This window comes from Desulfatitalea alkaliphila, assembly GCF_022968795.1.
In the GTDB taxonomy this organism is placed as follows: Bacteria; Desulfobacterota; Desulfobacteria; order Desulfobacterales; family Desulfosarcinaceae; genus Desulfatitalea; species Desulfatitalea alkaliphila.
Genome location: NZ_JALJRB010000008.1, coordinates 36966 through 49948, shown reverse-complemented (window position 1 = coordinate 49948; position 12983 = coordinate 36966). Strand labels below are relative to the sequence as shown.

Sequence of the window (12983 nt, the reverse complement as noted above, 5' to 3'; positions counted from 1 at the left end):
GGTGGAACACCCGTACCTATTCTTTGTCGAACTGTTGGGGCTTGTCGGATTGGGGGATTTCGCTCACCACTATCCACACATCGTCTACATGTGGGTCGTCATGATCTTCATGATCATCGTGGGTGTTCTGGCGGGACGCAGCGTCCACCTGATTCCCTCGAAACTGCAAAACGTGATCGAGTGGCTCGTCGACGAGGTGGAGACCTTCATGTTGACGGTCACGGGTCCGGAGGGGCGTCCCTATTTCCCCTATGCCTTCACCCTGTTGACCTTCATCTTTATCGGCAACATGGTCAGCTTGATACCGGGTTTCTTCGCACCCACCGCCAGCTTGAACACCACCGTCGCGCTGGCCCTGTGCACCTTCTTTCTGACCCACATCATCGGATTCAAGTTCCATGGCATGCACTATTACAAACACTTCATCGGCCCCGTTTGGTGGATGATTCCCCTGATTCTGCCCATCGAGCTGGTCGGCCATTTCGCCCGGGTGCTCTCGCTCTCCTTCCGTCTTTTCGGCAACATGCTGGGCAAGGAGTTGACCCTGATGATCCTCTTCGCCCTGGCCGGTCTCTACTTGGCGCCCATTCCCATCATGATCCTGTTCATCTTCGCCAAATTTGTCCAGGCCCTGGTGTTTTTCCTGCTGTCCATCATGTATTTCGCCAGCGCCATGGAAGATGCCCATTGATGGGCGCATTCACGCAAAGTATCGTCGGCCGGCCCGGCATTGGTTGCCCGCGCCGGCCGCGTAAGCAGTTCGAATTTGTTTTCGTCGAGTAGGGAAGCGGTTCCGGCTTGGGAAGAAGCCAACCAATTCAATTTCATTTCATTCTTAGAAGGAGGTAGTATCGTATGGGTCCTGAAGCATTACAGTTTTTTATTTGGAGTGTCGCCGCTGCCGGTTTCGGTATCGCCATCGCCGCCGTGGGTTGTGGCCTGGCCCAAGCCATGGGTCTGAAGGCCGCCGTGGAAGGCATCGCCAGAAATCCCGAATCTTCCGGTAAGGTGACCGTGGCCATGCTGATCGGTCTCGCCATGATCGAGTCGCTTTGTATTTACACCCTGGTTATCGGGCTGATTCTGATCTACGCGAACCCCGCGGCGGAGCCCATCACCCGGTTGCTTGGTTAGTTTATACCAGCAACAATAAAGACGAGAAAAGCGGCTTTCGGGATCCAAGATCCGGAAGCCGCTTTTTTCATTGCAGACCCCTCTCAATGCAACCGGGACAGGATGCATCGGCCATCCCGGGCCGCCGTCCTGATACCCGCGTGTTCGCCTGCAACCCCGGATCGGCCGAGGGCTCGCGAAACAATAACTTCGCATTTTAGGCGCCCGGATTTGGGTCGGATGGGTTTGATCATAGGATTCAAAACCGGAGGCATAGCGAGCTATTCCGAGGATTTTGAATCCTATGATCGGGCCAAGACGGCCTGAAGCAGGGATGCAAAAAAGGGGAAGTTATTGTTTTGCGAGCCCTAAGTAGGGCCGCAAGTAGCGTCCCGTATGCGATGCTTCTACCAGCGCCACCGCTTCGGGCGGTCCTTCGGCGACCACCTGACCGCCGGCGTCCCCCCCTTCCGGCCCCAGGTCGATGATGTAGTCGGCCGTTTTGATCACATCCAGATTGTGTTCGATCACCACCACCGTGTTGCCGCTGTCCACCAGGCGATTGAGCACCGGCAGCAAGGTGTTGATGTCCTCCATGTGCAGACCCGTGGTGGGTTCGTCCAAAATGTAGAGGGTGCGGCCGGTGGCCCGCTTGCTCAACTCACGGGACAGTTTTACCCGTTGGGCCTCACCGCCGGACAGGGTGGTGGCCGGTTGGCCCAGGCGGATGTAGCCGAGGCCTGCATCCACCAGTGTTTGCAGGCGGTCACGAATGGGGCCGATGGACTGGAAGAAGTGCAATGCCTGCGCAACGGTCAAGTCCAGCACCTCGGCGATGTTCTTGCCCTTGTAGCGCACCTCGAGGGTTTCCCGGTTGAAACGCCGCCCCCGGCACACATCGCAGGGCACATACACATCGGGCAGGAAATGCATCTCGATCTTGACGATGCCGTCGCCGCTGCAGGCTTCGCAACGGCCGCCCTTGACGTTGAAACTGAAGCGCCCCGGTTTGTAGCCTCGCATGCGGGCCTCCGGGGTTTGGGCGAAAAGCCCCCGCACAAAGGTCAACAAGCCGGTATAGGTGCCGGGGTTGGAGCGCGGGGTGCGACCGATGGGCGCCTGGTCGATGTTGATCACCTTGTCGATCTGCGCCAGACCTTGGATGGATTTATAATGTCCGGCACGCTGATGGGTCAGGTTCAGCTGTTGGCGGAGAGCCTGATAGAGGGTTTCGATCACCAGACTGGATTTTCCCGATCCCGACACGCCGGTCACACAAATCAGGCACCCCAGGGGAAAGGCGACGGTGACCCCCTTCAGATTGTTGTGCTCGGCCCCGACGATGGCGATGGCCCCTTGGTCGATGCGCCGCCGGCGCGCAGACATGGCAATATAACGCTCCCCGGAGAAGTATTTGGCCGTCAGGGATCCGCGGGCGGCGGTCAGATCCCGGACCGGACCGGCGAACACCACCTCGCCGCCCTGCAATCCGGCGCCGGGGCCCATGTCCACGACGAAGTCCGCCGCTTCGATGGTTTCCCGGTCGTGTTCCACCACCAAAACCGTGTTGCCCAGATCGCGCATCTTGCGCAAGGTTTGCAGCAACTTGCGGTTGTCGCGTTGATGCAGGCCGATGCTGGGTTCATCCAGCACGTAGAGCACACCGGTGAGTTTGGCGCCGATCTGCGTCGCCAACCGGATGCGCTGACTCTCGCCCCCCGACAGGGTGTGTGCGGCGCGGTCCAAGGTCAGATACCCCAGACCCACATCGGACAAAAAGTGGAGCCGCTCCATGACCTCGGCGACGATTTTGGCGGCGATCAAGGCTTTTTGTCCTTCCAGTTGCATGGCACTAAAATGGGCGATGCACTGCTGGATGGACATGGCGACGATATCGGCGATGCCGTGGGCGCCTATTTTCACCGCCCGGCTTTCGGGGCGCAATCGTGTTCCATTGCAAACGGGGCAGGGGCGAAAACGCATGTAGCGTTCGATCTCTTCCCGGATTTGGGGGGAATCGGACTCCCGGTAGCGCCGTTCCAGTTGTGGCATCAACCCCTCGAAGGGCTTGTTGTAGAGATGTTGGCCGCTTTCCCGGTCCGCCGCCACCTGGATGGGGCGATCACCGGTACCGTGGAACAAGGCTTTGCGAAAGGGCTCGGGAAGCGCTTTGAAAGGGGTGTAAATATCGGTGCCATAAAGACCGGCAAAGGCTTCCAGGAATTCGATGAAGTAAACCGACTGCCGTTTGGCCCAGGGCAGAACAGCGCCTTCCCGTAAGGAGAGTGCCGGATTGGGCACAATCGCTTCCGGGTCCAATCCGGCCTTGGCGCCCAATCCGTCGCAGGCCGGGCAGGCACCCATCGGCGCATTGAAAGAAAAGCTGGCCGGCGTGAACTCCGGGTAGTGGATCCCGCAGCGGTGGCAGGCGGCTTTTTCGCTGAACAGCAGGCCTTCGGATGGCACAGGGGGATCCTTGGGTGTATCGGGAAAAACCACCCGGGCGATGCCGCCGGAGAGCGACAAGGCCAACTCCAGAGAGTCGGCCAAACGGTTGTGCATGTCCCCTTTGACCACCAGACGGTCCACCACCACTTCAACGGTGTGCGGCCGATTCTTCGCCAGCCGGCCGACGGCCTCGATTTCGGTGATCTTCCCGTCGATGCGCACCCGGGCGAAACCGTCCCTTCGCAGACGTTGAAGGACCTTCTGGTGATCCCCCTTTTGCGCGCTCACCACCGGCGACAAAAGCACCAGGCGCGTTCCGACCGGCCGGGAGACCACGGCATCGACCATCTGGTCGATGCTCTGGGCGATGATGGGTTGACCGCACTGGTGACAGTGGGGGGTGCCGATGCGGGCGTAAAGCAGACGCAGATAATCGTAAATTTCCGTCACCGTGCCGACGGTGGAACGGGGGTTGTGTCCGGAGGTGCGCTGTTCGATGGCGATGGCCGGCGACAAGCCCTCGATCAGATCCAGATCCGGTTTCTCCATGCGCTCCAGGAATTGGCGCGCATAGGTGGAAAGGGATTCCACATAGCGCCGCTGGCCTTCGGCATACAGGGTGTCGAAGGCCAGGGTCGATTTGCCCGAACCGGAAATGCCTGTGATCACCACCAGCCGATGGTGGGGAATGTCCAGGTCGATGTTCTTCAGGTTGTGCTGCCGGGCGCCACGAATACGGATCATATGCATAACCATGGTTTAGATATGAATGTTCCAGCTTGCCTCATCGGTAATCGAAATCGGTATCGCTATCGAAATCGAACGAAAAAATTAGGCCGGCGTGAACTGAACCGATCCCGATCCCGATTTCGATTTCGATGCCGCATCCGAGTGGGGCACGTTCACGGTAACGAGCGATATGTACAGCGTCCTTCATATCTTTCGCAACGAGGGATGTAAATATGTTTGCGGCTATCTACAAAACCCGGGTTGTGGCTTTCCCCATTACCAATCGAAATCGCTATCGCTATCGAAATCGAACGAAAAAATTAGGCAAGCGTGAACAGAATCGATTTCGATCCCAATCCCGACAAACGCTGCATACGGCGACGGCGACCGCCAATGGTAACGACCCATCGGCCTTCCGCACCTCGGCCCTGTTGCAGGAATCATGCGCAAATTTGACAGGTCGGCGCTATCGAGAAGACAAATGAATGGAATTTCAAATTAAAATTTTTATTCCGATCAGGAAAAAAGCAGCCCTATTGACGTCCGGCCGATGATGACCGGGTGTTTTGAAAAACGTCGAAAATGAAAGAAAATAGATGAAAATAGGAGTTTGGGATTTCGTCCCGCATTGTTGATAACTACGGATCTCTTTAAAATACTTATGGAAATTTATCCTGTTACAATGCATCTGTTTTCCGGGTCTTGGCTTGTCAAATAAAAATTTAATTAGTGAAAACGATACATTATGATTCTATCAGGAAATGTTAGGATTGTGTTGGAAGAATTAGCGCATTCCGGTTTGACACCCCGGGGGCCCTGCTCTATTAATCCCCCATGCTTTTCATTCATCATATTTTTTTCCGCTAATCCGGCATTTTCGATCAATAGTTTTTAATCCCTTACGATTTGCTTGGCTTTCGGCAGCGGCCAGGACTTTTGTTCAATCAACCAGCAACGGCATAGGTTTTACGCAATGATTTGTGGGCATGGTGATATGAAGCAACTCTGGCAAGGCATTAAAAATTCGTTGGGCGATCAAATTCCCGGGCATGCCTTTCGCATGTGGATCGATCCGCTGGAAGCGCTCCAAAGCGATGCGCCGCACAACGGTTCGGCCGATGATTCGGTGATGCGCCTGCAATGTCCCAACCTGTTTTTCCAAAAGCGGGTCAAGGAGCATTTCAGCCACCTGATTCTCAATGAGCTGCAGCGTTTGGCCGGACAATCAATGAAATTGGAGTTGGTGATCGGCAACGGCAAGCCGGCCAAGCGAAGGGAGATGCCCGCGGCCGAGCAGTTGCCCTTGCCCAACATGACCATACAGCCCCATTGCGGCCGGATGTTGCGTCGGGACTACACCTTCGATCATTTCGTGGTGGGCCGCAACAACGAATTCGCCTACTCCGCCGCGCTTTCCGTCGCCGCCCGCAAAAGCCATCAGCAGCAAAGCCTCTTTTTGCTATCCAAAACCGGCATGGGCAAGAGCCATCTCTCCCAAGCCATCGGTCATCAGATAATGAACACCTTTCCGACCGAGCGGGTGTACTACATGACCGCGGAAGACTTTACCAGCGAGATGGTATCCTCTTATAAAACCAACTCGGTTTCGCTTTTCAAAGAGAAGTACAACAATGGATGCGATGTGCTGCTGCTCGAGGATATTCACTACCTGAGCGGTAAGGAGCGCACCCAGATCGAGTTGGCGCACACCCTCGATTCCCTGCTCAACGAGAACAAACGCATTATCTTCTCCAGTTGCTGTTCTCCGACGGAGATTCCCAAGATCAGCGAAAATCTGCGATCACGGCTGACATCCGGCTTGATCTCCAACATCGAGCCGCCTGACTATCGGGTGCGATTGCGGATTTTGAAGCAATACGCCAGGGCCAACAGCTGGCGGATTCCCGTTGAAGTCCTCGAATACCTGGCCTGCGAACTGACCAACGACGTGCGCCAACTCAAAAGCGGTTTGGTCGGGGTTTCCACCCGGGCTTCCTTGCTGGGCAGCGCCATCGACCTTAAATTGGCGGCGGGTGTGATCGAAAACATGGTGCAAAAATCCCGCCAGGTGACCATCGACGCCATCAAGCAGCTGGTCTGCAAATACTACAACATCACCCCCAAGGATTTGGTGTCTCCCTCGCGCAAACAGGGCATCGTGCGGCCCCGCCAGGTTGCCATGTATCTGGCTCGGCACTACACCGACCAACCCCTGCAAGCTATCGGCAAATGCTTCAATCGCTATCACGCCACCGCACTGCATGCCATCGGCACGGTGGAAAAAGGCATTCGCTTAGGCAGCCCCATAAAAGGACAGGTGGACTACCTTCAGGAGAAACTGGAAAGCGGTGACTTTTAATCCGTTGCGCATCGGAAGAAGGTCAATCGCCCCTCTGAAGAAACGCAAAAGGCGGACCAATCGGTTTGATCCACCTTCAAGAATATGCCTCTCGCCAAACAAAAGCGGTTGCCGCATCGGCAACCGCTGATCTTATTCACCATGTCCGCCCCGGATACGGCGGCATCCCGAACTTGCGCATGGGCCGGAGGTGTTTGCGCCGCCGCGTGATCCGCCGTGAATGACGACCGCGAGTACTACTGAATCGTGAAAGTCACATGCTCCGCGGTGGCCATCTCATCCAACACCTCCATGCGGACGGCGTAATCCTGCTCGATGGCGCAGCGCAAGCGCAGCACGCAATGCTTGGCGCAAAGCGGATTGGTCTTGCTGAAATCGCCGAAGCAATCCAGGTGGTCCAGCAGAAAGGAAATGGTGCTTTGTTGATGCTTCATGGTCAACTGTCCTCATTATGCAAAAGGGTCACCAACGCCGGATGAAGATGGGGATTGGCGGCCAAAATTTCGGGATGACGAATATGATACGGGCCATTGCTGAAATCGGACACCCGGGCGCCGGCTTCGGCGGCGATCAACATGCCCGCCGCCGTGTCCCATGGCTTGAGATGTTCTTCCCAGAAGCCATCGAAACGACCGCAGGCCACATAGCACAGATCCAGGGCCGCGGACCCCAGGCGGCGCACGCCCTGGGCCGCGGCGAGGCAACGGGCGAAACGGGCCATGGGGCGGATGGTGTCGCCGGTGGCCACGGTGTAGGGAAAACCGGTCACCAGCAAACTGTCGCGTACCTGTGCAGTTTCGGATACACGGATGGGCTGGTCGTTCAAGCGGGCCCCTTCACCCCGGATGGCGGTGAACAGTTCGCCGCTGATCGGATGAAAAACGATACCCACTTCGACCTGATCATCGCGGGCATAGGCGATGGAAACGGCGAAGATGGGCAGCCGGTGGGCAAAATTGGTGGTGCCGTCCAACGGGTCGATGATCCACTGATCCCTGCGGTTGTCACCGGAGGCGCCGCTCTCTTCGGCCAGAACGCCATGATCGGGAAAGGTTTCGCGGAGGGTTTCGACAATCATCTTTTCCGAAGCCAGATCGGCCTCTGTCACCAGATCGATGGTGCCCTTCTTGTTGATCTTGAATTCGCCGACGAAATAGTCGTTGAGAATCCGTCCGGCTCGGTAGGCGGCCCGGATGCCGATGCGCTGCAGGGTTTGCGTATCCATAAGGGGGTCACAATAGCCGCCTTTGCGGCCATCTGTCAAGGTACAATCGGGTCCTGGGGCAACGCTTCGATAATATGGGCCATCCGCTCGATCAAGGGTGTCAGCGAGGCCTGGTCGCGGGCGCAGATGGGCACGCCGTCCAGTTTTTGCGCCAGCTGCGCCACGCTGTCGGCCGGCAGTAGATCCATCTTGTTCAGGGCGCGTACCTGGGCAATGCGATTCAGCGAAAGTTCTTCGAGGATCTTTTCCACGGCGCGGATCTGTTCCCCATGACGGGGATTGGCCAGGTCGATGACATGCAACAGAAGATCGGCCCCCTCCAAGGCTTCCAAGGTGGCGCGAAAGGCCACCACCAGATCCTTGGGCAGGTCGCGGATGAAGCCCACCGTGTCGGTGATGATCACCTCCATGTCGCGGGGAAAGCGCAAACGCCGACTGGAAGGGTCCAGGGTGGCGAAAAGGCGGCTTTCGGCCAGGACCCGGCTTTGGGTCAAGGTGTTGAGCAAGGTCGATTTGCCGGCATTGGTGTAACCGATGATGGAGATCACCGGCACCCCTTTCTGCTCCCGTCGGCGCCGCTGTTGGCGACGGTGTTTCTGAACATTCAAAAGGGCCTTTTCCAGGTTGTTGATGCGATCGCGCACCCTCCGCCGATTGATCTCCAACTTGGTCTCGCCCGGCCCGCGGCCGCCGATGCCGCCGGTGAGCCGCGACATGGCCGTGTTCTTGGTGACCAGGCGCGGCAGTAAATATTTAAGCTGGGCCAGCTCCACTTGCAGCTTGCCCTCCTTGCTGCTGGCCCTTTGGGCGAAGATATCCAGAATCAACTGGGTGCGGTCGATCACCTTCAATTCGATCTGGTCGGTGATGGTCTTGATCTGGGAGGGGTTGAGGTTCTGGTCGAAGATGATCAGGCTGACACCCGACTGCAGGGCCCGGATGGCGAGCTCCTTGAGCTTGCCGCTGCCCATGAGGGTGCGTGGGTCGATCTGCTTGCGCAACTGCAGCACCGTGTCCTGCACTTCGATGTCCGCCGAGCGGCACAGTTCGGTAAGCTCGGCCAGGGAGTCCAACGCGATTTTGCGGGGTGCGGTGGTGACGCTGACCAGCAGCGCCCGTTCGCTGCCGGCTGCTGCCGCGGACCGCGCCTGCAATTGCCCCATCTCCCGCTCCAGGGCCAGTACCAGGTCCTGGCACCCGATGTCCAGATCGTGGGGCTGTAGGCGCTCCCGAACCTGGTAGGGCATTTGGGGCGGCTCGGCGCCCGGAAGAATATGGGCCCAGTGAACGGACAAGGGTTGCCCGGCCGCGCCGATGGCGATGGTCGCCATCAGGTCCAGACGCAACAATGCCAGGTCGGTCAGATCGTCCGGGTCCAGCGGTTCGTCCTTGATGTGGGTGTGCACGCAACGCACCCCGCGCAAGCGCCCTGGAAAGGCGCGGTACTCGGCCAGTTCGGGAATGAAAATTTGTTGTGCATCCCCCACCAGCACATAGGCGATGCGCCCGGCACGGTCGATCAGCACGGCGATCTGGCGCTGAATATCATAAGAAAGGGCGGCCATCTCGCGGGCCATATCGGGAGTGACCAGCAGGGCGGGGGGTATGCGGCGGCGGTAGAGGTTTTCCAGACGGCGCAGGGGGGCGGCCTTGAGCCCCTTGGTGTTGCCCCACACCTTTTTCATGCCGGGTTCTCGAAGCGGGTGTAAGTGCCCAGGAAGGTCAGGGGCACCACGCCGGTGGGCCCGTTGCGCTGCTTGGCCAAAATGATCTCGGCGGTTCCGCGGTTGGGGTTGTTTTCTTCTTTGTTGTACACTTCATCACGGTAGATGAAGGCCACCACATCGGCGTCCTGCTCCAGGGCACCGGATTCGCGCAAATCGGACAGCTGCGGCCGCTTGTCGCTGCGTTCTTCCAGCCGGCGATTGAGCTGGGAGAGGGCCAGCACCGGCACATTCAACTCCTTGGCCAACAGCTTGAGGGCGCGGGAGATTTCGGAAATCTCCAGGTCGCGCCGCTCGGTTCCCGGCGCGCCGCGCATCAACTGCAGATAGTCGACGATCACCAATCCCAGATCCTTGTCCATCTTGAGCCGGCGCGATTTGGTGCGGATGGAGGTGGCGGAGATGTCCGGCGAGTCGTCGATGAAGATGGGCGCCTCGGACAACACCCCGGCCGCCTCGGTGATGCGGCTCCAATCCTCGGGATTGAGAAAACCGCTGCGCAACCGGCCCGCGTCCACCCGGGCCTCGGCGCACAGCATGCGCATGGAGAGCTGCTCCTTGGACATTTCCAATGAGAAAACGGCCACCGGCACATTGCCGTCCAGGGCCGCATTGCGGGCCAGGTTCAATGCCAGGGCGGTCTTGCCCATACTGGGGCGGGCCGCCAGAATGATCAGGTCGGAACCCTGCAAACCCGACGTCATGTGGTCCAGGCGAGTGAACCCCGTGGGGATGCCGGTCACCAAGGCACGGTTGCCCTGGCGCTCCTCCAGGGCGTCGATGTTCAGCTCGATGATCTTGCTCAGTGGATGAAAAGCGGCGCGGTGTTTGTTTTCGGAGATCTCGAAAACCGCCGCTTCGGCGAAATCGAGCACCTGATCCAGATCGCCCGCATCCTCGTAACAGTGCTGGGTGATTTCGTTCGCCTTGGTGATCAGGCGGCGCAGGGAGGCCTTGTCGCGCACGATACGCGCATAGTGGCTAACATTGACCGCCGACGGCACCGTATCCACCAACCGGGCCAGATAGGCCGCCCCGCCGACGGCTTCCAACTCCCCCCGATCACGCAGGGTGTTGGCCATGGTGATCAGGTCCACCGGCTCGCTTTTACGGAACAGCTCCTCCACCGCCTTGAAAATCTTCTGGTGGGCGGTACGGTAGAAGTCGTCCGCTCGCAGTATTTCGACCACATCCACCAGGGTGCTGTTGTCCAGCAGTACGGTGCTCAGGATCGACTCTTCCGCTTCGACACTCTGGGGCGGAAGCTTTTGCAGGGAGGGATCTTTGGGGAAGGTTTCGGGATTCCGTGCCATATTCACGCCGGCTTGCAAGAGAAGCGCCGGGGGCGCCACGGTTTGTGCCGCACGGCGCCCCCGGCTATTGAAACTGCAATTACTCGGGCACCACGTGCACCGTGATCTCCGGCTCCACTTCCTTGTATACCCGGATGGGCACCTGGAAGGTACCGATGGTCTTGATGGGCTCCTTGAGCAGCACCATCCGTTTTTCCACTTGGATCTCCTTCCTGGCCAAGGCATCGACGATGTCGCGCACCGTCACCGAGCCGTAGAGGCGATCCTCTTGATGGACCTTGGCCGGCACCTCGCACTCCACGCCGCTGAGTCGCTCGGCCATCTGCTCGGCCAGTTCCTTCTCCTTGGCGATCTGCAAATCGAACTTGGCCTTCTCCTGCGCCAGGATCTTGCGATACTGGGGCGTGGCCGGAACGGCCTTGTCCTGGGGCAACAGATAGTTGCGGGCGTAACCGGGCGCCACATTCACTTCGGTGCCGATGATACCCAGGGAATCAATGGTTTCTTTCAATATTACTTTCATGCACAACCTCCAATGCCGCGCGGGCGGCAGGTCTCCGGCCGGGTCCGGTCTCGCCGGGGGGCGTCGGCCGGTACTGCCGAGGCCCGTAAGTTTCCCCCTGTCGGCGGGAAAGGCGGATTCTAGTCCAGGGTGCCCACAAACGGCAGCAGCGCGATGGCGCGGGCGCGTTTGATGGCCAACGTCAAGGTGCGCTGATGGGTCGCGCACGTGCCGGTGATGCGCCGCGGAATGATCTTACCCCGTTCGGTGATGAAATACCTGAGGGTGCGGGCGTCCTTGTAATCGATGATGATCTTGCTGTCCGCGCAAAAACGGCACACCTTGCGCCGATGAAAAACCCTGCGTTTTCTTCTTGCCGGTGGTCTGCGAGTATTTGTCGTGGCCATGAACTGCTCCTTTTAGCTCTCCGGGGTGGTTTCCTTGACTTCGGTTTCCGGGGTGGGGGCGGCACTGTCGGTCGCCGCTGCCGTTTCAGCCGGTTGTTCGGCCGGGGTCGTCGCGGTGTCCGTGGTCGCGGCATCCGTCGTGGCTTCCGCTGTGGTCTCCGCGGTCGGTGCCTGCTGCTCCGCCACAGCCGCCTTGGCCGCCGCGATGTCGGCCTGGATCTTCTCCACATCGGCATCGGCATCCAACTGCACCGTCAGATACTTCATCACCCGGTCATCGATGCGGGAAAACCGCTCCAGCTCGTCCACCACCTTGGCAGTGCCGCAGTAGTCCAAGCGGGCATAAAAACCGCGCGGCTTTTTCTTTACATCATAAGCCAGCTTGCGGACGCCCCAAAGATCTTCCTCGATCAGAACACCTTCTTGTTGCGGGATGATCTCTTTGAACCGGTCGAGCAGGGAGACGCGATCCTCTTCCGGAAGGTCGGGATCGACAATGAAAATAGTTTCGTACCGTCGCATGTTGCCTCCTCATGGATAATTGAGCCCCGGCACGCAGCCGGAGCAAGGATGGGCACTATCATCAATTTTTAAACAGCAACCCCTACCACCATGTCCGATTAAATGTCAAGCCCGGATCAAGCCCGGATCAAAAATAGCCCGGCAGGACGCAGCAACCCCCCCCGTAGGGGCACGGCATGCCGTGCCCACCGCGACCGCAATGCGCAACCCCCGGGCACGGCATGCCGTGCCCCTACGCCGCGGGCTTGAATTTGGGCAGCGTAATCGTGTCGTCCACCGCCTCCCACACTACCGTGACCCGCATGCCGCAGCGCACCGCTTCAGGCGGGCACTGGATGATGTTGGTCAGCAGGTGGGGCCCTTCATCCAGGGCCACGATGGCCACCGTATAGGGCAGATCGGCTGCAAATGCCGGGTGGAAGGCCTGGTGATAGACGGCGAAGGTGTAGATCCGTCCCAATCCTTTGGATGCCAAAAAGTCATGCGCCTTGGAAAGGCAAGCAGGGCAGAGATCGGCCGGCGGCCATCGGACATGCCCGCAGTCGCGGCACTGCTGGAACTTGAGCAGGTGCCCACGGCAGCCCTCCCAGAAGCCGCTGTTGTCCCCATTGATCCTCGGCAAAGGTTTTTCGTAGGCCATG

Annotated in this window: 12 protein-coding genes; 3 read left to right on the top strand and 9 right to left on the bottom strand. The window is 58.8% G+C overall.

Features of this window, described 5'->3' with window-relative positions:
• Position 1: 1 nt before the first annotated feature.
• Both atpB and atpE read left to right on the top strand, forming a co-directional pair.
• Positions 2-691: a F0F1 ATP synthase subunit A gene (gene atpB / locus MRX98_RS09070; RefSeq protein ID WP_246905980.1), complete on the top strand. Its 690-nt coding sequence runs from the start codon at positions 2-4 to the stop codon at positions 689-691.
• 164 nt (positions 692-855) lie between these two features.
• A complete protein-coding gene (gene atpE / locus MRX98_RS09065; protein ID WP_246905977.1) occupies positions 856-1134 on the top strand; it encodes an ATP synthase F0 subunit C in 279 nt (92 codons plus the stop codon).
• Positions 1135-1464: 330 nt separating this feature from the next.
• Here atpE and uvrA read toward each other — a convergent pair whose 3' ends face one another.
• A complete protein-coding gene (gene uvrA / locus MRX98_RS09060) occupies positions 1465-4317 on the bottom strand; it encodes an excinuclease ABC subunit UvrA (RefSeq protein WP_425523876.1) in 2853 nt (950 codons plus the stop codon).
• Positions 4318-5284: 967 nt separating this feature from the next.
• On the opposite strand from uvrA, the gene dnaA reads away from it, so the two are divergent.
• Positions 5285-6649, top strand: a complete 1365-nt coding sequence (gene dnaA / locus MRX98_RS09055; protein WP_246905962.1) for a chromosomal replication initiator protein DnaA — start codon at positions 5285-5287, stop codon at positions 6647-6649.
• A 236-nt stretch (positions 6650-6885) separates the two neighbouring features.
• Here the strand turns inward: dnaA and MRX98_RS09050 are convergent, their stop codons facing one another.
• The 8 genes from MRX98_RS09050 to MRX98_RS09015 form a co-directional block, all read right to left on the bottom strand.
• A complete protein-coding gene (locus MRX98_RS09050; RefSeq protein WP_246905946.1) occupies positions 6886-7083 on the bottom strand; it encodes a hypothetical protein in 198 nt (65 codons plus the stop codon).
• Positions 7084-7085: 2 nt separating this feature from the next.
• Entirely contained in the window at positions 7086-7874 is a 789-nt protein-coding gene (locus tag MRX98_RS09045) for an inositol monophosphatase family protein (protein WP_246905943.1), read from the bottom strand.
• Between the two features lie 35 nt (positions 7875-7909).
• Positions 7910-9559: a GTPase HflX gene (gene hflX / locus MRX98_RS09040; protein ID WP_246905940.1), complete on the bottom strand. Its 1650-nt coding sequence runs from the start codon at positions 9557-9559 to the stop codon at positions 7910-7912.
• Positions 9556-10911, bottom strand: coding sequence for a replicative DNA helicase (gene dnaB, locus MRX98_RS09035; protein ID WP_246905937.1), 1356 nt, complete (start codon positions 10909-10911; stop codon positions 9556-9558). The genes hflX and dnaB overlap by 4 nt, the downstream gene beginning before the upstream one ends.
• A gap of 79 nt (positions 10912-10990) precedes the next feature.
• The gene (gene rplI / locus MRX98_RS09030; protein ID WP_246905934.1) at positions 10991-11434 is read right to left on the bottom strand and encodes a 50S ribosomal protein L9; all 444 of its coding nucleotides are present in this window, start codon (positions 11432-11434) and stop codon (positions 10991-10993) included.
• 119 nt (positions 11435-11553) lie between these two features.
• Positions 11554-11820, bottom strand: a complete 267-nt coding sequence (rpsR, locus tag MRX98_RS09025; RefSeq protein ID WP_246905931.1) for a 30S ribosomal protein S18 — start codon at positions 11818-11820, stop codon at positions 11554-11556.
• 12 nt (positions 11821-11832) lie between these two features.
• Entirely contained in the window at positions 11833-12342 is a 510-nt protein-coding gene (rpsF, locus tag MRX98_RS09020; RefSeq protein WP_246905928.1) for a 30S ribosomal protein S6, read from the bottom strand.
• 232 nt (positions 12343-12574) lie between these two features.
• The gene (locus tag MRX98_RS09015) at positions 12575-12982 is read right to left on the bottom strand and encodes a Zn-ribbon domain-containing OB-fold protein (RefSeq protein WP_246905925.1); all 408 of its coding nucleotides are present in this window, start codon (positions 12980-12982) and stop codon (positions 12575-12577) included.
• Position 12983: the final 1 nt, after the last annotated feature.

Excerpts from the sequence above, each read along its gene's own strand:
- atpE (WP_246905977.1), top strand. The coding sequence starts at position 856 with ATGGGTCCTGAAGCATTACAGTTTTTTATTTGGAGTGTCGCCGCTGCC.
- uvrA (WP_425523876.1), bottom strand. The coding sequence starts at position 4,317 with ATGGTTATGCATATGATCCGTATTCGTGGCGCCCGGCAGCACAACCTG.
- dnaA (WP_246905962.1), top strand. The coding sequence starts at position 5,285 with ATGAAGCAACTCTGGCAAGGCATTAAAAATTCGTTGGGCGATCAAATT.
- MRX98_RS09050 (WP_246905946.1), bottom strand. The coding sequence starts at position 7,083 with ATGAAGCATCAACAAAGCACCATTTCCTTTCTGCTGGACCACCTGGAT.
- MRX98_RS09045 (WP_246905943.1), bottom strand. The coding sequence starts at position 7,874 with ATGGATACGCAAACCCTGCAGCGCATCGGCATCCGGGCCGCCTACCGA.
- hflX (WP_246905940.1), bottom strand. The coding sequence starts at position 9,559 with ATGAAAAAGGTGTGGGGCAACACCAAGGGGCTCAAGGCCGCCCCCCTG.
- dnaB (WP_246905937.1), bottom strand. The coding sequence starts at position 10,911 with ATGGCACGGAATCCCGAAACCTTCCCCAAAGATCCCTCCCTGCAAAAG.
- rplI (WP_246905934.1), bottom strand. The coding sequence starts at position 11,434 with ATGAAAGTAATATTGAAAGAAACCATTGATTCCCTGGGTATCATCGGC.
- rpsR (WP_246905931.1), bottom strand. The coding sequence starts at position 11,820 with ATGGCCACGACAAATACTCGCAGACCACCGGCAAGAAGAAAACGCAGG.
- rpsF (WP_246905928.1), bottom strand. The coding sequence starts at position 12,342 with ATGCGACGGTACGAAACTATTTTCATTGTCGATCCCGACCTTCCGGAA.
- MRX98_RS09015 (WP_246905925.1), bottom strand. The coding sequence starts at position 12,982 with ATGGCCTACGAAAAACCTTTGCCGAGGATCAATGGGGACAACAGCGGC.